This window comes from Maribacter sp. UH1 (assembly GCF_056839145.1).
On sequence record NZ_CM166387.1, the window covers coordinates 4000745 to 4022383 of the forward strand.

At 34.9% G+C, this 21639-nt stretch carries 20 protein-coding genes; 11 read left to right on the plus strand and 9 right to left on the minus strand.

Annotated elements, in window-relative coordinates; translation table 11 throughout:
• Positions 1-15 precede the first annotated feature (15 nt).
• From tpx to UH1x_RS17325, 6 genes are all read right to left on the minus strand, one after another.
• A complete protein-coding gene (tpx, locus tag UH1x_RS17300; RefSeq protein WP_036153838.1) occupies positions 16-519 on the minus strand; it encodes a thiol peroxidase in 504 nt (167 codons plus the stop codon).
• A gap of 121 nt (positions 520-640) precedes the next feature.
• Positions 641-898 (minus strand): DUF6952 family protein, encoded by a 258-nt coding sequence (locus UH1x_RS17305; RefSeq protein WP_482623222.1) that lies wholly within the window; start codon positions 896-898, stop codon positions 641-643.
• Positions 879-1193: a thioredoxin family protein gene (locus UH1x_RS17310; protein WP_036153842.1), complete on the minus strand. Its 315-nt coding sequence runs from the start codon at positions 1191-1193 to the stop codon at positions 879-881. Before UH1x_RS17310 ends, UH1x_RS17305 begins: the two co-directional genes overlap by 20 nt.
• 72 nt (positions 1194-1265) lie before the next feature.
• Positions 1266-1910 carry a peroxiredoxin gene (locus UH1x_RS17315; RefSeq protein ID WP_036153844.1) on the minus strand — a complete coding sequence of 215 codons (645 nt, stop codon included), beginning with the start codon at positions 1908-1910 and terminating at the stop codon, positions 1266-1268.
• Between the two features lie 224 nt (positions 1911-2134).
• Positions 2135-3613, minus strand: coding sequence for a Na+/H+ antiporter NhaC (gene nhaC, locus UH1x_RS17320; RefSeq protein ID WP_482623223.1), 1479 nt, complete (start codon positions 3611-3613; stop codon positions 2135-2137).
• Between the two features lie 75 nt (positions 3614-3688).
• Complete coding sequence (locus UH1x_RS17325) at positions 3689-4909, minus strand: aminotransferase class I/II-fold pyridoxal phosphate-dependent enzyme (protein ID WP_482623224.1); 1221 nt, start codon at positions 4907-4909, stop codon at positions 3689-3691.
• Between the two features lie 150 nt (positions 4910-5059).
• Here UH1x_RS17325 and UH1x_RS17330 point away from each other — a divergent pair, with 150 nt between their 5' ends.
• Both UH1x_RS17330 and lpdA read left to right on the plus strand, forming a co-directional pair.
• Positions 5060-5518, plus strand: coding sequence for an Lrp/AsnC family transcriptional regulator (locus UH1x_RS17330; RefSeq protein ID WP_036153850.1), 459 nt, complete (start codon positions 5060-5062; stop codon positions 5516-5518).
• Between the two features lie 201 nt (positions 5519-5719).
• Positions 5720-7126, plus strand: a complete 1407-nt coding sequence (gene lpdA, locus UH1x_RS17335; protein ID WP_396634727.1) for a dihydrolipoyl dehydrogenase — start codon at positions 5720-5722, stop codon at positions 7124-7126.
• 86 nt (positions 7127-7212) lie between these two features.
• On the opposite strand, the gene UH1x_RS17340 is transcribed toward lpdA, so the two are convergent.
• A complete protein-coding gene (locus UH1x_RS17340; protein ID WP_482623225.1) occupies positions 7213-8397 on the minus strand; it encodes a heparan-alpha-glucosaminide N-acetyltransferase domain-containing protein in 1185 nt (394 codons plus the stop codon).
• Between the two features lie 128 nt (positions 8398-8525).
• On the opposite strand from UH1x_RS17340, the gene UH1x_RS17345 reads away from it, so the two are divergent.
• From UH1x_RS17345 to UH1x_RS17365, 5 genes are all read left to right on the plus strand, one after another.
• Positions 8526-9062 (plus strand): NADPH-dependent FMN reductase, encoded by a 537-nt coding sequence (locus tag UH1x_RS17345; protein ID WP_036153855.1) that lies wholly within the window; start codon positions 8526-8528, stop codon positions 9060-9062.
• Positions 9063-9138: 76 nt separating this feature from the next.
• Entirely contained in the window at positions 9139-10452 is a 1314-nt protein-coding gene (tilS, locus tag UH1x_RS17350; RefSeq protein WP_482623226.1) for a tRNA lysidine(34) synthetase TilS, read from the plus strand.
• The gene (locus tag UH1x_RS17355; RefSeq protein WP_482623227.1) at positions 10445-12412 is read left to right on the plus strand and encodes a protein-disulfide reductase DsbD family protein; all 1968 of its coding nucleotides are present in this window, start codon (positions 10445-10447) and stop codon (positions 12410-12412) included. The genes tilS and UH1x_RS17355 overlap by 8 nt, the downstream gene beginning before the upstream one ends.
• A gap of 104 nt (positions 12413-12516) precedes the next feature.
• Complete coding sequence (locus tag UH1x_RS17360; protein WP_482623228.1) at positions 12517-14910, plus strand: penicillin acylase family protein; 2394 nt, start codon at positions 12517-12519, stop codon at positions 14908-14910.
• A 2-nt stretch (positions 14911-14912) separates the two neighbouring features.
• Positions 14913-16448, plus strand: coding sequence for a YifB family Mg chelatase-like AAA ATPase (locus UH1x_RS17365; protein ID WP_482623229.1), 1536 nt, complete (start codon positions 14913-14915; stop codon positions 16446-16448).
• Between the two features lie 121 nt (positions 16449-16569).
• Here the strand turns inward: UH1x_RS17365 and UH1x_RS17370 are convergent, their stop codons facing one another.
• Both UH1x_RS17370 and UH1x_RS17375 read right to left on the minus strand, forming a co-directional pair.
• Positions 16570-17133 carry a hypothetical protein gene (locus tag UH1x_RS17370; protein WP_482623230.1) on the minus strand — a complete coding sequence of 188 codons (564 nt, stop codon included), beginning with the start codon at positions 17131-17133 and terminating at the stop codon, positions 16570-16572.
• A 10-nt stretch (positions 17134-17143) separates the two neighbouring features.
• Positions 17144-17590, minus strand: coding sequence for a hypothetical protein (locus UH1x_RS17375; protein ID WP_482623231.1), 447 nt, complete (start codon positions 17588-17590; stop codon positions 17144-17146).
• A gap of 214 nt (positions 17591-17804) precedes the next feature.
• On the opposite strand from UH1x_RS17375, the gene UH1x_RS17380 reads away from it, so the two are divergent.
• The 4 genes from UH1x_RS17380 to UH1x_RS17395 are packed head-to-tail and all read left to right on the plus strand — an operon-like array spanning position 17805 to position 21308.
• The gene (locus tag UH1x_RS17380) at positions 17805-18998 is read left to right on the plus strand and encodes an Nramp family divalent metal transporter (RefSeq protein WP_036153894.1); all 1194 of its coding nucleotides are present in this window, start codon (positions 17805-17807) and stop codon (positions 18996-18998) included.
• The gene (pxpA, locus tag UH1x_RS17385) at positions 18999-19742 is read left to right on the plus strand and encodes a 5-oxoprolinase subunit PxpA (protein WP_482623232.1); all 744 of its coding nucleotides are present in this window, start codon (positions 18999-19001) and stop codon (positions 19740-19742) included. It begins immediately after the preceding gene.
• Positions 19739-20476: a 5-oxoprolinase subunit PxpB gene (gene pxpB, locus UH1x_RS17390; RefSeq protein WP_482623233.1), complete on the plus strand. Its 738-nt coding sequence runs from the start codon at positions 19739-19741 to the stop codon at positions 20474-20476. Before pxpA ends, pxpB begins: the two co-directional genes overlap by 4 nt.
• On the plus strand, positions 20469-21308 hold the full coding sequence (locus UH1x_RS17395) for a 5-oxoprolinase subunit C family protein (RefSeq protein WP_482623234.1): 840 nt from the start codon (positions 20469-20471) through the stop codon (positions 21306-21308). The genes pxpB and UH1x_RS17395 overlap by 8 nt, the downstream gene beginning before the upstream one ends.
• The last annotated feature ends 331 nt before the right edge of the window (positions 21309-21639 follow it).

The window sequence follows — 21639 nt, forward strand, 5'->3', positions numbered from 1 at the left end:
TGTCCTTTGTTTTTTTTAGTTCATTAACGCCTCTAAAGCTGCTTTGTAGTTAGGCTCTTCTGTAGTCTCTGCAACTTGCTCAGAATACAATACGTTTCCTTTTTCATCAACTACCACAACAGCTCTTGAAAGTAATGGAGCTAAAGGTCCATCTGAAAATGCAACATTATATCCTTTTCCAAAATTACCATCTTTAAAATCTGAAAGCATTTCAACATTTTCTATGCCTTCTGCACCACAAAATCTGGCTTGTGCAAATGGTAGATCTTTAGAAATACAAAGTACTATTGTATTATCTAATTCAGCAGCCTCTTGATTAAATTGACGTACAGATTGTGCGCAAGTGCCGGTATCAACACTTGGAAATATATTTAATACTACTCTAGAACCTTCATAATCTGAAAGTTTTACGGTAGATAAGTCATTCTTAGTTAATTGAAATTCTGGAGCTTTTCCGCCATTTGCAGGTAAAGTCCCTAATGTGTGTATTTCGTTTCCTTTTAGTGTAACCGAAGCCATAACTTTTGTCTTTTTATAATTGAGTTTGTGAAATTATAAAATATAAAGCTGAAACGAGCGGGAATGTGATAAAAAAAAGTCCTTTCGTTATGGAAAGGACTTTGTATATTTTATATCGCTATTATTTGTCTATGGAGCCTAAAACCCGCTGCATGAACTGATTCATAGCGTCTTTTTTTGGTGTACCTTGTTCTATGCTGTTCGCAACTTCAATGGCACCGTACATATTAGAAATAAGTTCGCCTATTACATCTAGTTCTTCATCTTTTAATGAAGGTAACTCTGTAAGTGCTTCTAAAGTCTCAATGGTCTCTAGAATAAAATCGCTATCTTTTTCTTCAATGAACTCTGTCAGTAATTTAATTATGGGTAATCTCACTGATCAAATCTTTTAATAGGTCATACTTATTAGTCTGTACCTGATTTTTAATTTTCCCTTTTTCGAAAGAAGCGAAGGTTGGTAAGTTGCTAACGTCTGCTAGTTTTCTAGATTCAGGGAATTTCTCTGCATCTGCCAATACAAATGTAATATCCTCGTTCTGTGAAGCTTCTTTTTTGAATTTAGGCTTCATGATTCTGCAGTTACCACACCATGTTGCAGAATATTGAACTACAACGTTTGGGTTGTTATCTATGATTTCCTGTAAATTATCTTGTTCTAATTCTAATAGCATAAATGAGTTATTTAAAGATTAATAAAATGAAGATGAAGTCAATTGACTTCATCTTCATTACAGTTTTTCTACTTAGTTAGCGTGTGCAGAAAGGTAGCTAGCAACACCGTCTCTATTTGCAGACATGGCTTCTTTACCTTCTTCCCAGTTTGCAGGGCAAACTTCACCTTTTTCTTGAACATGGGTTAAAGCGTCTACTAAACGTAAGTACTCACCAACGTTTCTACCTAATGGCATGTTGTTGATACTTTCGTGTTGTACAACACCTTCCTCATCAATAATATATGTAGCTCTGTAAGTAACGTTATCACCTTCAACCTGAACAGTTTCAGTTTCTTCATCGTACACTTCGTTTTGGATATCTAAAATACCTAAAACGCTAGATAGATTACGGTTGCTATCTGCTAATATTGGGTAAGTAACACCTTCAATACCACCGTTATCCTTATCTGTACTTAACCAAGCAAAGTGTACTTCTGGAGTATCACAAGATGCACCGATTACTATGGTGTTTCTTTTTTCGAACTCACCGATAGCCGCTTGAAAAGCGTGAAGCTCTGTTGGGCATACAAAAGTGAAATCTTTTGGGTACCAGAAAAGAACTACTTTTTTATTGTTTTTTTGAGCTTCTTCTAAAACATTAAGTTTAAAAGTATCGCCCATGTCGTTCATTGCGTTAACACTAATATTTGGGAATTTCTTTCCTACAAATGCCATAATATGTTTTCGTTTTATAATTTATTGAAACACAAAATTAACACTTGAAAGAAGGATTACAGACTTTCTAAATTAGAATTTTCAATGCTAGAATAACTATTTTGAATAGCTAAAGGAATAGTATCGTTTTGGTAAGAATCGCGTAATTTTTGGACCTTAAAATTATCAAATCGATAGAGGAATATCTTCTAATGTATAAATAAAATAAAAAAGGGAATTTGATTTTATTTTGAAGCTAGCCTTTTGATCTTAATATTTAATCCGGCGAATATGAATGTCATAATAGGACTTAGCCAATTAAAGATTGCGTAAACGAAATATTCAGCTACACCAACTCCTAATACTCCACTATGATAGGCTCCACAGGTATTGTATGGTATTAATACGGATGTTACCGTACCGGTGTCTTCTAGTGTTCTACTTAAGTTTTCAGGAGCTAAACCTCTATCTTTAAATGCTTTTGAGAACATTTTTCCCGGTACAACTATTGCTAGGTATTGATCAGAAGCGGTACCGTTTAAAACGATACAACTTATACCGGTACTAAAAAATAGACCAAATGTGGATTTAGCCATTTTTAGCAGTGATTTTGTAATTCTAGACAATGCACCTATACCATCCATGATTCCGCCAAAAAACATAGCGCAAATAATTAACCAAATGGTACCTAGCATACCCGTCATTCCTTTTGAAGAAAATAAATCGCTTAATGCTTTATTATCGGTTGGGACATCGGTGCTTACGGTTATAGCTTTGAGAATACCTTGATAGCCTGATTGAAACGTTAATTCTGTTGCTCCCGTAATACCGGCAACAACCTCTGGTTGAAAAATCAAAGCAAAAATAGCGGCTAATAATGTACCTACTAATAAGGCAGCTAGTGGAGGTGTTTTTTTAACAATTAGACCTATAACTGCAATTGGTACAAGAAACAACCATCCATTAATATCGAAAGAAGCGTCTATGGATGCCAAGATTGCATCAACATCAGCTTCTCCATTAGTATCTAAACTAAAACCTATAATCAAGAATACGATTAAGGTGACCGTTATTGTTGGTACGGTTGTCCACAACATATATTTAATATGAGAGAAAAGTTCTCCGCCAGCCATGGCAGGTGCTAAGTTTGTGGTATCACTCAACGGAGATAGTTTGTCGCCAAAATATGCGCCAGATAAAACTGCACCAGCGGTCATTCCCAAAGAAATACCCAATGCTTCGCCAATACCTATTAAAGCTATACCTACAGTAGCGGATGTTGTCCAGCTACTACCTGTTGCTACCGATATAATAGCACATATAATCACACATGCGGCTAAGAATATGGTAGGGTTTAGAATTTGCAGGCCATAATAGATCATTGCGGGAATGATACCGCTTACAAGCCAAGTACCTGCCAAAGCGCCTACCATTAAAAGTATAAGGAGGGCACCTGTGGTAGACCTGATATTCTCCTCAACCTCAGCAATCATTTGTTTGTATGAAACTTTATTCATAAAACCAACAATTGCCGCTACTGCACCACCTAATAAAAGAATGAATTGATTAGAGCCACTTAAAGCGTCATCACCAAAAACATAAACATTGTATGCCAACATAGCAACCAGGGCTATAACGGGAATTAAAGCGGCGAAAATGCTTAATTCTTTATTGTCAACGATATGCTCGTTTTCCCTGTGTTCATTGGTATTTTGGTCTGACATTAAGAGTGAGTTTGGTTTCTACGTAATATTACGATTTCTGTTACGGATGTGCAAACCCATTTTATATTTGAAAGGTTAGGCTTTTATGCTTTTGAAATCCAGTATATTAAGGTCTTCAAGGCATTTTTTCATTAACAAATAGGTTCTTTTAATATCATCGTCTAAACCTATAGAAAATCTAATTAATCCGTTACCTAGTCCCATTTCTTCTTGTTCCTCTAGTGGAATTTCGGAAGATGTTGAGCTTCCAGGTGCGCTGAATAATGTTTTGTAAAAGCCAAGACTAACCGCTAAATAACCCAATTTTCTTTCTTGCATTAATTCCATAAGTGCGTTGGCATTCTCTAAGCTGCCTACATCCATAGTAATTAATCCTCCGTATCCGTATTCCGGATTCATTTGATCTTCCATGATCAAATGCCCTGGGTGAGAAGGTAGTCCCGGGTAAACTACGCGTAAGCCGTCTTTTTCAAAATTCTCTGCTAAGTACTGAGCGTTCTCACTATGTTTTTTCATGCGAATATGTAACGTGCGCATATTTTTTAGAATTGATGCTGCTCGCATGCTATCTAGAGTGCTTCCTAATAACATTCCCGCGCCATTGTTTACATCTTTTAGGCTCAGGCAGAATTCTGTTGTCCCACAAACAACACCTGCAACGCAATCGCTAGTTCCGTTAATGAATTTTGTAAGACTATGAATAACAATGTCCGCTCCTAATTTTGCCGGTGAAACGGTTAATGGTGAAAATGTATTATCAACTACTAAAGGCAATTCATTTTTCTTTGCAATTCTCGATAGAGCAGAAATGTCAGCAACCTCTAAAAGCGGATTACTTACACTTTCGCAATAAATCATTTTGGTGTTTGGTGTAATAGCTTCAGCTACTGCATTAAGATCTGTGATGTCTAGAAAAGTAGTTTTGATTCCAAATTTTATCAAGAAGTTTTTCATGAATGCATAGGTGCCGCCATAAATTGTTCTACTACTAATAATGTGGTCACCAGCATTACATAATTGTAAAATAACTGCTGTAATTGCTCCCATACCACTTGCGGTTACATTCGCACTTTCGGTACCTTCTAATGCAGCTAATGCCTCACCTAAATATAAATTGGAAGGTGAAGAATGTCTGCTATACAGATAACAACCCTCTGTATTACCTTCAAATGTATCGAACATTGTTTTTGCCGATATAAAGGTATAGGTAGATGAATCTGATATAGAGGGGTTTACTCCGCCATATTCTCCAAAATATTGTAAATCTTGTAAGTCGTTGCTGTTCTTGTGGCTCATGGGTTGTTGTTTTCCGTAAAAATACTTTTTGATAGTAAAATTGTCAATATGAAGTTGTTAATTTAGTTTTTGAAACTATAAATAATAATATTTTAGAATTTAATTCTATTATTTAGTAAATTTGGTGTAATTACTAGAATATCAATCATTATGAAGCTAGACAAAATAGATAATAGCCTTTTAGAACTGTTACAGACAGATAGTAAAAAGACGACCAAGGAATATGCTTTGAAGTTGGGTCTTTCTACCACCGCTATTTATGAGCGTATTAAAAGGTTAGAAAGAGTAGGGGCTATTAGAAGTTATGTAGCATTAGTGGACAAGGCTGTAGTAGATAGAAATTTCACGGTATTCTGTCATGTGAAATTGGTGCAGCATGTAAAGGATAATATTGCCCAATTTGAAGCGCAGGTAATGCGCTTGCAAGAAGTGGTTGAATGTCATCACTTAAGTGGTGACTATGATTACTTATTAAAAATACACGTTCAAGATATGGAAGCCTACCGAAACTTTATGGTCAACAAATTAACGACTATGAGTCATATTGGTAGTACTCAAAGTTCATTTACCATAAAAGAGGTGAAGCATTCAACGGCTATACCGCTTTGAAATTTTTTAACCTAAGGGAGAATCAGAACTATCGCCCTTTGTGAGACTATTTGGCTTTTTAATGCATATTTCCTTAGAAAAGTTAAAAAACTGCAATAAACTGTTATAAAAGCTAACATTTTCGCTTTTAAACAATATATTAAAATGAGTTCTAAAACTAAAAATAGTATTAATTTTGTAAGACATTAGAAAATAAAATTTATGGATCAATATGATGTAGCCATTATAGGCTCAGGACCTGGAGGATATGTGGCAGCTATACGTTGTGCGCAACTAGGAATGAAAACTGCAATAATTGAAAAATATTCCACTTTAGGCGGAACATGTTTAAATGTTGGGTGTATTCCTTCTAAGGCGATGTTAGATTCTTCCCATCATTATGAAGATGCCATTAAACATTTTGACGAACACGGTATAGAAATTCCTGGTGAGATAAAAGTGAACTTGGAAAAAATGATAGCCCGTAAGCAAGGTGTTGTTGATCAAACCACCAAAGGTATTGAGTTCTTGATGGATAAGAATAAGATTACCGTTTATGAAGGTTTGGGTAGTTTTAAAGATGCAACACATGTGTCAATCAAGAAGAACGATGGTAAGACCGAAGAGATAGAGGCTAAAAATATCATAATAGCAACTGGTTCTAAACCTTCAACTTTACCTTTCATAAAATTAGATAAGGAACGTATTATTACTTCTACTGAGGCTTTAGAGCTTAAAGAAGTACCAAAGCATATGATTGTTATTGGTGGCGGTGTAATTGGTCTTGAACTAGGTCAAGTTTACAAAAGACTTGGTGCGGATGTTACTGTTGTTGAGTTTATGGATCGCATAATTCCAGGAATGGATGCTGCACTTTCCAAAGAGCTTACTAAGGTGTTGAAAAAACAAAAAGTAAAATTTGCGTTGTCTCATAAAGTAAAATCCGTTGAAAGAAAAGGTGATCAGGTTATTGTAAAGGCTGATAACAAAAAGGGTGAAGAAGTAGTTTTTGAAGGCGATTATTGTTTGGTTGCTGTTGGTAGAAAACCATATACCGATGGGTTAAATGTTGATGCTGCTGGTGTTAAACTTGATGAAAGAGGTAAGGTTATAGTTGACGGGCATTTGAAAACAAACGTTGATAACATTTATGCTATTGGTGATGTAATCAAAGGCGCTATGTTAGCTCACAAGGCAGAAGAAGAAGGTACGTTGGTTGCTGAAATATTAGCAGGTCAAAAACCACATATAGATTATAACTTAATACCTGGTGTTGTATATACCTGGCCAGAAGTTGCCGCTGTTGGTAAAACAGAAGCGGAACTTAAAGAAGCTGGTGTGGAATATAAGGTAGGTCAATTTCCTATGCGTGCGTTAGGTCGTGCTAGAGCAAGTATGGATACTGACGGATTTGTAAAGATTCTTGCTGATAAGAAAACCGATGAAGTTTTAGGTGTTCATATGGTAGGTGCACGTTGTGCTGATTTAATTGCCGAAGCGGTAACAGCGATGGAGTTTAGAGCTTCTGCCGAAGATATATCTAGAATGAGCCATGCTCACCCAACATATGCGGAAGCGGTTAAAGAAGCGGCGTTAGCTGCTACTGATGATCGTGCATTGCATGTATAATTAGATGAAAAATAGTAATGTAAAAGGCAGCCAATTGGCTGCCTTTTTTTTGTTTTACAATATGCTGAGAACTACATTTTCATATGTTAGTTTTTTATCAACCCTAGCACGCGTAATACCTTTTCTGTAACTGTTCTTAATACTTCAAAAGCAATAATTGCGAATTGCTCTAAGTAAATTCTTGTAGTTGATAATACTGAACATACATTAGATTTAATCTCTACTTTATGGTCTTCATATTTTAAAGCCAAATAAGTGCTTGCAAACATAAAAAGTATTGCGCCTGGAACCACAAAGTACGGATTCAAGGAATGATGAAAGAATCTATATAAGCCTACGCCAGTAAAACTACCGTATAGAATAATGAAATGAATAATGTAAATAGAAAGGGTGCTTTGACCTATTTTTAGCCAAGTAGCGTTCATCAAAAACTTTCTTAGTAGTATAAATATGGAAAAAACAATAAGTACATCCCCTAAACGAATGAACAAGTAATTGTTGTTATTTATGGATTGAAACAATTCTATTCCCGTAAAATTATACACAGAAAGAAAGAAATCCGAAGAAAGAAATATCAAAGTTAGTCCCGTTACTACATAAGCAGGTATAATGTAGTTGTAAAGATTTTTACTGTCTTGGTATTTAGAGAATATTACGGACATAAAACTACCTATGGTAGCATACCCTAACCAAGGAATAATGGTGAACACCGAGCCGTTAGCCTTGGTCAAATAGTTGGCGAAGACTTGTGGTAAAAACTCGAAGCTTACTGTTTTGTATATGGGTTCAAAAACAAAAAGCAACAGCGTAGTAGAAGCTAGTATGGTTGGGAAAATCCATTTCTGTTTTGCAAATGTCAGGATGTAAAATCCGATGATGAATAGCAGAGAAAGTCCTATGCAGTGCAACACGTCAACTAAATAGAAAGAATCATAAACCTCGCCTTTGAACAAACCAAAAATGTTCATGCGTAAGAGGTATGCAATGACCAATAATTCAAATCCGCGCTTAATACCTTTCTTAACCCGTGGGTTAGACCAACCAGTTTGCTTAGATCTTATCAACAAGAAAGTGAATATGAATCCGGATACCGTAAAGAAAACCGGAGCGGTAATTCCTCTAAAATATTTCCAAGTACTGAAAAGTATATTTATATCGTTTCTAAAGGCATTGTCTAAAAGCCCATCTATAAAATGGCCTTGTAACATCATTAAAATAGCCCATGCTCTTATGGCATCTAGAAAAAACAATCTTGACTTAGAGTTGCTCATTATCACAATTATATCCTATATACTTATAAAACAGTATGTTTGGATGTTTAAAGTCGCAAAATTAGATAAAATATTCTAAGGTTTACTGTAATTGAATTAAATTCGCAATCACACATAAAAATAGGTCTATGAGTTACATTTTGGCATTTGCAGGTAGCAATTCTTCAGTATCCATTAATTACAAATTGGTAAAGTATACTGCTAGTTTAATAAAGGGGCAAGAAGTAAAGTTGAGAGATATGTCTAAATATCCGTTTCCTATGTATAGTCAAGATGTAGAAAATGAAAACGGATTCTCTAATTCTTTGGTTGAATTCAAGAATGAAATCACCAATGCAAAGGGGCTGATCATATCTGTTAACGAGCACAATAGTTATCCTTCAGCTTATTTTAAAAACACTTTGGACTGGTTATCTAGATTGGATTCTAAATTTCTTGCTGATAAAAAAATATTCTTAATGGCTACGTCCGGTGGGGGTAGAGGAGCAATAGGAGCACTTGAAGTTGCGGAAAAAATGCTTGCAAGATTTCAGGGTACGGTTGTAGAAACTTTCTCATTACCTAAGTATGGTGAAAACTTTGATGAAGAAAAGGGTATTACCAATGACGACCTGGCGAAGGTTTTTGCTGCAAAACTAGACTCTTTTGTAAAGGCAATTTCATAAGTCTACATAACTAATGGCAAGTTAAATTATTCTTAGGCTTTCTATTTAAATTATAGGACTTCGTTACCTTTGTTTTGTGTTAAATGCATTCAAAAAACATATTGAAGATTCTTTTCCAGAATTGCTAGATTCTCATTTCATCATTGCATGCAGTGGTGGTCTTGATAGTTCTGTACTCGTAGAATTGTGCCATCTAACAAACTTGAGTTTTTCTATAGCGCATTGTAATTTTAATTTAAGAGGAAAAGCCAGTGATGGTGATGAAAATTTTGTGCGGCAGTATGCGAAAAAAATAGATAAACCCTTTTTTGTAACTCACTTTGATACGCTTGGTTATGTTAATCAGCACAAGGTCTCTGTGCAAATGGCAGCAAGAGAACTGCGTTATGCTTGGTTTGATCAGTTGTTAAAAGAGCATAATAGTGTTTATCTGTTAACAGCACATCATGCCAATGATAATTTAGAAACTTTTTTAATCAACTTATCCAGAGGTACTGGTATTGATGGCTTAACGGGCATTCCTGCTAAAATAAATGATATACGAAGGCCTTTGTTGCCTTTTACTAGGCAAGAACTTGAATCTTTTGCACAGGTAAAAAAAATGAAATGGCGTGAAGATGCCAGTAATGCCGATGCAAAATATTTACGTAACAAAATTAGACTAGAGATCATTCCGAAGTTGAATGAACTGCATCCTACTTTTTCAGATAATTTTAAAAGTACCTTAGATTATTTAGGACAAACCGATGTTATTGCATCGGCATACCTTGAAAAACTTAAAGAAGAACTCTTTGTTGAAAAAGACGAAAGGCAAGAAGTGAGCATCTCAAAGTTGAAAGAATTAAAGCCTTTGTCTACCTATTTATTTGGTTTGTTCAGTTCTTACGGTTTCAAGGAGATGGAAAATTTAGAGGCATTGTTAGACGGACTTTCGGGTAAACAATTGGTATCTAGTTCTCATGTGCTGGTTAAAAATCGTGAGGTATTGATTTTGTCTGCTAAAGATGAAAGTAAATTAGAAAGGCAGGAGTATTTCATTACTGAAGAAGAAGTACCTTTGAACCTACCCGTGAATTTAAAATTTTCGGTCGTTTTTGAACGTTTAGATAATACGAATAGTGAGATTTTTGTTCAAAAGAATACATTAAAGTACCCTTTGACGGTAAGAAAATGGAAAACGGGCGACTATTTTTATCCGATAGGATTAAACCGGAAAAAGAAATTATCTAAGTTTTTTAAAGATGAGAAAGTAGACGTTTTGTCTAAAGAAAAAACTTGGTTGTTATGCTCAGGCGAGCAAATTGTTTGGGTAATTGGTATGCGTGCGGATCATCGTTTTAGGGTTTCAGATACCGCTCAAGAGATTTTAAAAATAGAATTACATGATTAGATTTTTTACTTTATTATTTTTTATAGTAGTCTTTCCGTTCAGCACTTTTGCGCAAACGGAAGATGAACCGGTGGTTTGGGAACAGCAGGTCAACAAAATTTCAGAATCGGAATATGAATTGGTAATGCAGGCTAAAATTTTAGATGGCTGGCATATGTACTCTCAATTTACTTCAGAATTTGGCTCTCTACCTAGTGAATTTACTTATAATGGAAATGGAACTATTTATGAATTAATAGACGGAACCACGGAAAGTGAAACAATAAAAGAATACAGTGAAATTTTTGAGGTTGAGGAAACTTATTTCAAAGAAAATGTAACATTTACGCAGCGAATTAAAATATTGGATCCGGCCATAAATCAGATAGATGTCGACTTGTTTTTTCAGGTATGTGAAGAGGTTTGTATCCCTATGGATAAAAAATTCATTTTTACATTAGATGGTTCAGCTGCTCAAGAAGTTGTAACTACAGTAGACGATAGAAGCTTAGCCTTAGGGCAAGAGTTACGATTAGATTTAAAGAATAGGGAATTGCTAACTCAAGGACAAGATAGCATTGCAGAGACAACCAGTATCTGGGTTATTTTTGGTTTAGGTTTTCTTGGCGGATTAATAGCCTTGTTGACTCCGTGTGTTTTTCCAATGATACCTTTAACGGTTTCTTTTTTTACCAAGCACTCGCAGAAAAAATCTAAAGGAATAATTAATGCGCTGTTATATGGTTTCTTCATAATACTTATTTACTTTTTATTGAGTCTGCCTTTTCATTTGTTCGACTCGGTAGATTCTCAAATTTTAAATTCAATCGCCACCAATGTATGGTTGAATTTATTGTTCTTCGTAATCTTCATATTCTTTGCCTTTTCCTTTTTTGGATATTATGAACTAACGTTGCCAAGTTCTTGGGCAAATAAAATGGATGACGCATCAACAAAAGTAGGTGGTGTCTTAGGAATCTTTTTCATGGCAGTCACATTAGCTATTGTATCTTTCTCTTGTACTGGTCCTATACTAGGAGGGTTGCTTGGGGGTACAACCTTGGCGGAAGGGGAAGTTGCGTCTAATCTTACTGCTGGTATGACGGGTTTTGGCGTAGCATTAGCATTGCCGTTTGCACTATTTGCTTTATTCCCTGCGTGGTTAAATTCACTTCCAAAATCTGGTGGATGGATGACCACGGTAAAAGTGGTATTAGGCTTTTTAGAAATAGGTTTGGCTTTAAAATTCTTATCTAATGCAGATTTAGTTGGGCATTGGGGTATACTAAAGCGTGAGATCTTTTTAGGTATTTGGATAGTTCTGGGTATAGCAATGACTTTATACTTATTCGGGTTATATAAGTTTCCACATGATGGTCCGGTTAAAAAATTATCGCTAAGTAGAAAGGTAGCAGCTTTTGTAAGTGCTGCATTTACTATTTACATGATTTTAGGGGTTGCCAATATCACCAATTTAAAATTGTTAAGCGGATTTCCTCCTCCTGAATTTTACAGCATCTTTGAGCAAGAGAGCGATTGTCCGTTAGGTATTGATTGCTATAAAGACTTTGATGAAGGTTTAGCGTATGCAAAAGAAGTAAATAAACCTATTCTATTAGATTTTACAGGTTGGGCATGTGTAAACTGTAGAAAGATGGAAGAAAATGTATGGAGCGATTCAGAGGTTTTTCCGATTATAAAAGAAAACTATGTCCTTATATCATTATATACTGATGATAGAGAAGAACTGCCAGAAGCTGAACAATTTAATTTTCAGTTTGATAGTGGTCGTGTGAAGGAAATTAATAACATTGCCCAAAAATGGGGTACTTTTCAAGATGTGAATTTTGGTTCTATTTCTCAGCCTTTTTATGTGTTACTTTCTCCAGATTTAAAAGTGTTGAACACATCTATTCAAAATACCGATATACCAACCTATAAAAACTGGTTGCTTGAAGGATTACGAAATAATGAAAAGTAGAGAGTTTTGTAGGATGTTGATTACTTGTCAATAAAAAGCAGACCTACGAGGTGTTTAGTGTAAAAAATAGTTTTAACTTGGGAACAATTCCCCCAAACTGAACTATGAAAACACTTAAAAAAATAGGAGCTTTCCTATTGGTTATTATTACCCTTCTGATTATTGTTGTCGGACTATTTGCATATACTTTAAAACCAGATTATTCTGGTGAAAAAGAACTTGCAGATCTTGAGCAAGAGGTAAACGTCTATTATGATGAATACGGTATTCCGCATATTTACGGAGCCAATGAAAAAGATGCCTTTAGAACTTTAGGCTATGTACATGCCCAAGACCGACTTTGGCAAATGGAACTTCTTAGAAGAATTGCCAGTGGCGGTTTGTCAGAAGTTTTTGGTGCTGATTTAATAGGTACTGATAAATTCTTTTTATCACTAGGTATTGCAGATGCTTCTAAAGTAACAGCAAGTAATGCAGGTGACAACGATGAAGGTGTTATTTTGGCTAAGGCTTACTTAGACGGCATCAATCAATTTATAAAAGAAGGACCAACACCGGTAGAGTTTTATCTAACAGGTATAGATAAAAAAGAATTCGTTTTAGAAGACGTCTATAACACTATAGGATATATGGCTTTTAGTTTTGCTATGGCCCATAAAACAGATCCTCTTTTAACCACTATAAATGCCAAATTAGGACCTGAGTATTTAAATGGTTTACATGTAGGGTCAAGTGTGGAAACGGAATGGATTAAAAACTATAACCCAACCACATCAGACACTATTCAAAATAACCTTTCGGCTTCTGTAAACAAGGCTTTAAGTGTGTTGGATATTCCTTTGTTTGAAGGTAGTAATAGCTGGGTTATTGCTCCAGAAAAAACTAAGAATGGTAAAGTCATTTTTGCCAATGATCCACATATTGGTTTCTCACAGCCTTCGGTTTGGTTTGAGGCGCATATAGAGACACCTACATATTCTAAGTATGGTTATCATATTGCAGGTATACCATTTCCATTATTAGGGCATAATAGAAATGTTGCCTATGGTCTAACTATGTTCGAGAATGATGATGTTGATTTTTATTTTGAAGAGAATAACCCTGATAATGAGAATCAATATTTATCTGAAAATGGATATGCAGACTATGAAGTTATAACGAAGTCTTTTAAAGTTAAAGATTCTTCTGATGTTGAGTTTACCTATAAAAAATCAATCCACGGACCAGTTTTAAATGGTATCGCCGATCAAGTACAGGGAGAAAGACCAATTGCTATGTCTTGGTTATATACTCAAATGGAAAATAGAGTAATAGATGCATTATTTGGTTTAAGCCATTCTAACAATCTTAAAGAATTCAAGAAAGCATTACCGAAAATTCATGCGCCGGGATTGAATATTATGTATGGCGATAATGAAGGTAATGTAGCTTGGTTTGCTACTGCCCAACTATATAATATTCCAGATTCAGTAAATACAAAGTTGATTTTTGAAGTCGGGGAAGGGCTTCCGGTTGAAAAAGAATTTATACCATTTAACGAAAATCCGCAGGCTATAAATCCACCAAGCAACTATGTGTATTCTGCCAATAATCAACCCGATTCCATTGCTGGTATGCTTTACCCTGGTTACTATTTGCCAGAAAATAGAGGAAAACGAATAGTTCAACTTTTAGAGCCTAAAAATGATTGGAATTTAGATTCGGCAAGCGAAATGATTACTGATGTTGTTTCATCTGTAGATCCAGAAATTGTAACCAATTTATCTAAATACTTAGATGTTTCTTTATTAAGTGAAAATGGATTAAAAGCGATTGATAGTTTAAAAATGTGGACAGGAGATTACAAGCTGTCTTCAATTGAAGCCACTATATATAATAGATGGGTTTATTATTTTTTAGAGAATACGTTTAAAGATGAATTAGATGAGGATTTATTCAATCAACTTATAAATACCCATTTTATTAAACGTTTAATAGCTCCGTTATCTAAGGATGAAGAATCCGTATGGTTAGACAATTTAAATACTTCCAACGTTCAAGAAAACATGGCAGACATCGTGAATACATCTTTTATGGACGCCATAGCTTCTTTAGAGAAAGATTTTGGTAATAATATGGGTAATTGGCGCTGGGAGAGAGTACATAGTATTGAACATCCTCATCCTATTGGTCAAATAGCCGCTTTGCGTTCCTTTTTTAATGTTGGTCCATTTCCCGTTAATGGAACAAGAGAAGTAATAAACAACTTGGCATTCTCGTACGATAAAACAGGTTTTTACAAAACTAATGTAGGTCCTTCTACTAGAAGACTTGTAGATTTTTCAGATGTAGAAAACAGTATTAGTATTTTGCCTACCGGTCAGTCAGGTAATCCGTTTAGTAAACATTATAGAGATCAAGCGGAAATGTACGTCAAAGGAGAGTTCCGTAAAATGAAGATGAATAAGGTAGAAATTCAAAAGAGTAAAGAAATCCTTACATTTAAGCCAAAGGATTAAAAATGCTTACAAAAGTTTATGGGAGTGCGGTATTTGGTGTAGAAGCCACTACGATTATTGTTGAAGTAAATATCGATAAAGGAATTGGCTATCATTTAGTAGGGTTGCCTGACAATGCAATTAAAGAAAGTAATTATAGAATAGCTGCTGCACTACAGAATAACGGATATAAAATTCCCGGTAAAAAAATTACCATAAATATGGCGCCTGCAGATCTTCGGAAAGAAGGTTCTGCATATGATCTTACCTTGGCAATTGGTATTTTAGCAGCATCTAGTCAGATAAAATCAGAGAATATAGAGAAGTATATCATCATGGGCGAATTGTCTTTAGATGGTAGTCTGCAGCCAATAAAAGGAGCTTTACCAATAGCTATTAAAGCTCAAGAAGAAGGTTTTACTGGTTTTATTCTGCCAACCGCTAATGCTAAAGAAGCAGCGATTGTTGGAGATTTAAAAGTTTACGGAATAGATAATATTAAACAAGTTTTAGATTTCTTTGATAAAGGAGTGCCATTAGAGCAAACCATTATTGATACACGAGAAGAGTTTTATAAAAGTTTAGACTTCCCAGAATTTGATTTCTCGGATGTTAAAGGACAAGAAAGCATTAAGCGCTGTATGGAGATTGCCGCTGCTGGCGGTCATAATATAATTTTAATTGGTCCACCAGGTGCCGGTAAAACGATGTTAGCAAAAAGGCTGCCTTCTATTTTACCGCCTATGACCTTGCATGAAGCTTTAGAAACCACTAAAATTCATAGTGTAGTCGGTAAAATCAAGAATATGGGGTTAATGAGTCAGCGACCATTTAGAAGTCCCCATCACACCATTTCAGATGTCGCACTTGTAGGTGGAGGAGCATACCCGCAACCGGGAGAAATATCGCTTTCTCATAACGGGGTTTTATTCTTAGATGAACTTCCTGAATTTAAGCGTGGCGTTTTAGAAGTTATGCGTCAACCTTTAGAAGATAGGGAAGTAACTATTTCTAGAGCTAGATTCACCGTTACCTACCCAAGTAGTTTTATGTTGGTTGCCAGTATGAACCCTAGTCCTGGCGGATATTTTAACGACCCAGATGCTCCGGTAACTTCATCGCCTGCAGAAATGCAACGGTATTTAAGCAAAATATCAGGTCCTTTATTGGATCGAATAGATATTCATATTGAGGTTACTCCGGTTCCTTTTGAAAAGCTTTCCGAAGAACGAAAAGGGGAGAGTAGTGTTGATATCAGAAAGCGAGTAACAGCAGCACGAGAGTTACAGACCGCAAGATTTGAGGGTATGGAAAATGTACACTATAATGCTCAAATGAATACGAAACAGATACGTGAATATTGTAAGTTAGACGATAAGTCTAAAGCCTTGTTGAAAAATGCGATGGAAAGATTGAATCTTTCTGCTAGGGCCTATGATAGAATTTTAAAGGTGGCAAGAACAATTGCAGATCTTGGTGGCGCCGATGATTTGGATGGAAACCATATTTCTGAAGCCATACAATACCGCTCATTAGATAGAGAAGGTTGGCTGGGGTAATATTAATCTAAAAATGAACAAGAATTGAATGGTAATTATATTTCAAAAACCATTCAAAACTGTTCACCAACTTGAGAGGGTTGGTTGGGGTATAATTGTCTGTAATAAAGAGAAGTCTTCTTTAAGAATATAACTCTTCATTGTTAATATCGTCTTCAGTGTTTTTAGGAGCTGTAAAGATATCTTTAAGTATGTAACTGGTTACAATGGTTAAACCAAGAGTAAGAACAGGTATGGAATAATCCCAGGTTAACAAATGCATTAATCCGCCACATATAAGGGTAATTACACCTATAACCATTACAAAATTCCATATAATTTCTGTCATGTTATTGTTTACATCTCCGTCTTTTGACATGAAATAAGAAGTACCTTCCATAGCAAACCATGCAATAAAAGTAAATGCTGTGCCTATTTGAAAAAACAAGGTGTGGGTAAAGTCTAAAATTGTCAATATTCCGTTGGTTGTCCAAAAGAGCACCAAAGCCATTTTTATTAAATCAACGGACTTCTTTTCTTCTTTTCTTGAAAAACGTATTGCATATAATACTAATATCGCGGCAAAAGAAATAAATATTATTCCTTCAGAAAACGGATAATGAAGTATTCGCATTACCATACCTATTAAAAGAGTTGCTATTGCAGCCCTAATAGGGTTTCTAAATGCTTTTTTAGAATTTTCCATATCTAGTTTTTTAGTTAATAACCTTAATGTTGGCTTTTAAGCCTTCCATTATTCCGATAATATTATTTACGGTTTCATTTAAATAATAGCGTACTACAATGTGCGGAATTCTAATGGTTGTAAAACCATTTTTAAATGAATGCATTGCTTCTTCTAAATTATTGATAGCTTCATGTTGTGTTAGCTTTTCATATTCAGAATCAATTTCAATATTGAGTTTTACACGAGAAATGGCAATGTCGATAGACTTTTTACCATCCCACCATTCTAACATAGAATTTACACCTGCTTCTTTAAGGGCATAATACAGCTGTATAGCTTCTAATGGTGTATTGTGTTTATTAATCAATAATTTAATTCGCTCATGGTGTTTGGCACATAGCTCTACACCTGCACTTTCCATTGCATTTTTGTGATCTAAATAACCGAGTTCTTTCTTACATTCTAAACAAATCATTAATAGGTTAAGTTTAAGGTTTGGGGATAGCTATAACCTTGTTGTTTTTGGTTTATTATGTAATCTCGATGAATGACATCCAAGTTTTAGACGAACTGCATTTTTTTAGATTAACGGCATTTTGAAATGTTAAAATTGTGGTGAAAATGATGCTGAGTATGGTGAGGAATGTCATATTTACCAATTATATTTACAAGAACTATAATTTTAATATATGTTTAAGAAATTAGGACCGGGAGTATTGGTAGCTGCGGCGTTCATTGGTCCGGGAACAGTCACGGCATGTACTTTGGCAGGTGTTAATTTTGGGTTTAGTTTACTGTGGGCCATGTTGTTATCTATCATAGCAACCTATATTCTTCAGGAAATGTCTGCACGTTTAGGTATAGTGACACAAAAGGGGTTAGCAGATGTAATTAAGCAAGAGCTTCGTAATCCATGGATTCGTAATAGTGTTATAGCTCTTATCTTTTCTGCTATTATAATAGGTAATGCTTCTTATGAAGCCGGTAATATTGGTGGTGCCACTTTAGGTATGGAAGCTTTGTTTGGTACAACATACGGTAATTTATACCCTTTTATATTAGGTGGTCTTGCTTTTCTATTACTATATCTAGGTAGTTACAAGGCCTTGGAGAAAGTATTTATAGTACTGGTACTTATTATGAGCCTTTCTTTTGTTATGACGGCTATATTGACCAAGCCAGACGTATGGGAACTTCTTAAGGGATTATTTATACCAACAATTCCTGAAAAAGGTATTCTTACCATAATTGCTTTGGTAGGTACTACCGTTGTTCCTTATAATCTTTTTTTACATGCCGCCTTGGTCAGTGAGAAATGGAAATCTAAAGATGATCTGAAATTGGCGAAAAGAGATACTTTGGTATCTATTATATTAGGAGGCCTTGTATCTGTCAGTATTATTATTTCCGCTGCGGCTATTAATTCATCTGAAGTTAATAATGTAATAGATATGGCGAAAGCTTTAGAGCCATTGTATGGTTCCGCTGCTTTATATTTTTTAGGAATAGGTATGTGTGCAGCAGGTATTACATCTGCAATAACGGCGCCTTTAGCTGCAGCTTATGTTGCCAATAGTTGCTTTGGTTGGAATGCTGAATTTAAAGATGCTAAGTTTAGAATGATTTGGATGATTATTTTAGGGCTTGGTGTTTTCTTTTTATCATTTGGAATAAAACCTATTGAGATTATAAAATTCGCACAAATAACAAATGGATTGTTATTGCCTGTTATTGCGGTATTTTTATTATGGGTTGTAAATAGAACGGGAGTGATGGGAAAATATAAGAACTCTGTGTTGCAGAATATTTTCGGCGGACTAATTATTCTTCTTTCCGTTTTATTGGGTGCTAAAAGTATACTAACCGTTTTAGGTATTTTATAGATGACGAAAAGAGTTATTGATATTAATTGCGATGTAGGAGAGGGTATAGGGAACGAGAAAGACCTATTTCCAATGATAAGCTCTTGTAATATTGCTTGTGGCGGTCACGCAGGTTCAAAAGAAACTATTATACAATGCTTAGAACTGGCAAGAAAATATGGAGTTAAGGTTGGTGCGCATCCCTCCTATCCAGATATAGAAAATTTTGGGCGTGTTAGTATGTCAATTTCTAATGATGAGCTTATTAAAAGTATTCAAACACAAATGGAGTTATTTGAATCTGTGCGAGAAGAAATTAATATCACATTACATCATATTAAGCCCCATGGCGCCTTGTATAATGATATAGCTAAAGATGAATATTTGGCAGAAACTTTTTTAACAGCGATAGCACCTTATAAACATACTGCCTTGTTATATGTTCCTTTTAACAGCGTCATTCAAAAATTGGCAACTAAAAACAGATTTAAAGTTTTGGTAGAAGCCTTCGCAGATAGAAATTATAATGATGATTTAAGTTTGGTGTCAAGAAAAGAAAAGAATGCTTTGGTTACCACTGGTAAAGAGGTGTTGAACCATATCTTACGCATGTATAATTATAATGTGGTAAATACAATAAATGGCAATTATGTAACTATGGAAGCAGATACCTACTGCATTCATGGTGATACCCCTGCTGCATTACAAATTTTGGCGTATCTTTCAAATGAATTGCCACATCATAATCTACAAGTAAAATCGTGAATTCCCCTAAAATAAATATTAAACCGTTTGGCGTCCATTCTGTCTTAATTGAATGGCCAAATGAGGTCAGTGAAATTATATTAGAAAAGATATTACATTTCGAAAGGTTTTTAACCAAAGAAGTGTTTACGAATAAAGAGTGGGAATTGGTACCTTCTTATAATTCTCTTTTAATTATAAATAGGACGAAACAACTTGATTTCCAGAAATTATCTTCTGACATACATAAGTGGTACTTGCAATTAAAAGAGTCACCAAAACCGGATAGATATTTGTGGCGATTGCCGGTTTCGTATGATTTGGAGTTTGGTTTAGATTTAGAGGAAGTAGCAAGTCAACTGCATAAAACGAAAGAAGAGATTATTGCCTTGCATACAGGTGCTACATATACCGTTTTTGGTATCGGGTTTTTGCCTGGTTTTATGTATTTGGGCGGTATTGATAAAAAACTGGAAATGCCAAGAAAAGCTACACCAAGGTCAAGAGTGGTAAAAGGTGCAGTAGGTATTGCTGGTAAGCAGGCGGGTATTTATCCGCAAGAGTCTCCCGGTGGATGGAATATTATCGGTAATTGTGCCGTACCTATTTTTGATGCATCCAAAGAGAATCCTTGCTTTGTAAGTGTTGGTGATAAAATTGAATTTTATAAAATATCAAAAGCCGAACATGATCTTTGCAAAATAGAAGCTGAGGTAGGAATTTATAAACCTGAAAAAATTAAGATAAATGCTTAAAGTATTAAAAGCAGGTTTTTATACAACCATACAAGATGCAGGTAGATTTCACTATAGAAATAAAGGAGTTCCTGTTTCTGGAGTTATGGATGAGATTTCGGTTTTTAAGGTAAATTCTCTACTTGAGAATGAAGAATCTGCTGCTGTGTTAGAAATTACCATGACCGGACCAACGCTTATTTTTGAAAAAGAAACCTATATGGCACTTGGTGGGGCAAAAATGTCCGCTACGCTGAATAATCTTCCTATTCAAAATTATAAGGTTTATATGATAAACAAAGGTGATATTCTTTCTTTTGGTAGATTAGAAAAAGGATTTAGATCATACTTAGCTGTAAAAGGTGGCTTTACTTCTAAACAAGTATTAGGTAGTAGGTCTTTCTATCAACCGATCACAAAATATAATAGATTAAGTGATAATGATGCCGTGCCTTTTGCGGTACAAGAAGATTTTCAGCCTAAAATATCAGAGATTAAGGTAGCTTCATTTTTAGACGATTCTGTTCTTGAAGTAAATAAAGCACCAGAATTTGATATATTGACAGATAAGCAGTTAGAAGAAATTTTCTCTAGAACATTCACTGTTGCACATGAGAACAATAGAATGGCATATCAATTGTCTGAAACTATACAGGCACATACAATTTCAATGCTTACGTCTGCAACTATACCCGGTACGGTACAGTTAACACCTGCGGGCAAACTAATTGTGTTAATGAAAGACGGACAAACGACAGGCGGCTATCCAAGAGCGGTTCAATTAACCGATAGGGCTATTTGCATATTGGCACAAAAGAAAGGTGGAGATACCATTAGCTTCAAATTGGTGTAATTTAATACTTTTTGTACCGATTTTGTTAAGCGGGTATTTATCAGCTATTTTTTCAGTACTATTGTAGTATGATATTATCAAATTTAATTACTAGACTAGTCATTGTCATTCCTACTAAGGGATGATATAGCTTTTCATACAATGAAAAAACCTGTATCAGATTTATTTGATGCAGGTTTTTTTATGTAAAATGAATAATATCGGTGAGTTTTGAAGTATTGAATATGGTATATAATGACTATTTAAATATTTGATATTCAATTAATTAAGTTCATTTTTGATAAAATGAATTTGTATTGTCAATTATTGTTAAAATTAGAAATTTTTATAA

What these genes read in the sequence shown, in the direction of transcription:
- UH1x_RS17310 (WP_036153842.1), bottom strand. Translation starts at nt 1,193, where the DNA reads ATGCTATTAGAATTAGAACAAGATAATTTACAGGAAATCATAGATAAC.
- UH1x_RS17345 (WP_036153855.1), top strand. Translation starts at nt 8,526, where the DNA reads ATGAGTTACATTTTGGCATTTGCAGGTAGCAATTCTTCAGTATCCATT.
- UH1x_RS17330 (WP_036153850.1), top strand. Translation starts at nt 5,060, where the DNA reads ATGAAGCTAGACAAAATAGATAATAGCCTTTTAGAACTGTTACAGACA.
- nhaC (WP_482623223.1), bottom strand. Translation starts at nt 3,613, where the DNA reads ATGTCAGACCAAAATACCAATGAACACAGGGAAAACGAGCATATCGTT.
- UH1x_RS17325 (WP_482623224.1), bottom strand. Translation starts at nt 4,909, where the DNA reads ATGAGCCACAAGAACAGCAACGACTTACAAGATTTACAATATTTTGGA.
- UH1x_RS17315 (WP_036153844.1), bottom strand. Translation starts at nt 1,910, where the DNA reads ATGGCATTTGTAGGAAAGAAATTCCCAAATATTAGTGTTAACGCAATG.
- UH1x_RS17370 (WP_482623230.1), bottom strand. Translation starts at nt 17,133, where the DNA reads ATGGAAAATTCTAAAAAAGCATTTAGAAACCCTATTAGGGCTGCAATA.
- UH1x_RS17355 (WP_482623227.1), top strand. Translation starts at nt 10,445, where the DNA reads ATGATTAGATTTTTTACTTTATTATTTTTTATAGTAGTCTTTCCGTTC.
- UH1x_RS17375 (WP_482623231.1), bottom strand. Translation starts at nt 17,590, where the DNA reads ATGATTTGTTTAGAATGTAAGAAAGAACTCGGTTATTTAGATCACAAA.
- UH1x_RS17365 (WP_482623229.1), top strand. Translation starts at nt 14,913, where the DNA reads ATGCTTACAAAAGTTTATGGGAGTGCGGTATTTGGTGTAGAAGCCACT.
- tpx (WP_036153838.1), bottom strand. Translation starts at nt 519, where the DNA reads ATGGCTTCGGTTACACTAAAAGGAAACGAAATACACACATTAGGGACT.
- lpdA (WP_396634727.1), top strand. Translation starts at nt 5,720, where the DNA reads ATGGATCAATATGATGTAGCCATTATAGGCTCAGGACCTGGAGGATAT.
- UH1x_RS17395 (WP_482623234.1), top strand. Translation starts at nt 20,469, where the DNA reads ATGCTTAAAGTATTAAAAGCAGGTTTTTATACAACCATACAAGATGCA.
- pxpA (WP_482623232.1), top strand. Translation starts at nt 18,999, where the DNA reads ATGACGAAAAGAGTTATTGATATTAATTGCGATGTAGGAGAGGGTATA.
- UH1x_RS17360 (WP_482623228.1), top strand. Translation starts at nt 12,517, where the DNA reads ATGAAAACACTTAAAAAAATAGGAGCTTTCCTATTGGTTATTATTACC.
- UH1x_RS17340 (WP_482623225.1), bottom strand. Translation starts at nt 8,397, where the DNA reads ATGAGCAACTCTAAGTCAAGATTGTTTTTTCTAGATGCCATAAGAGCA.
- UH1x_RS17380 (WP_036153894.1), top strand. Translation starts at nt 17,805, where the DNA reads ATGTTTAAGAAATTAGGACCGGGAGTATTGGTAGCTGCGGCGTTCATT.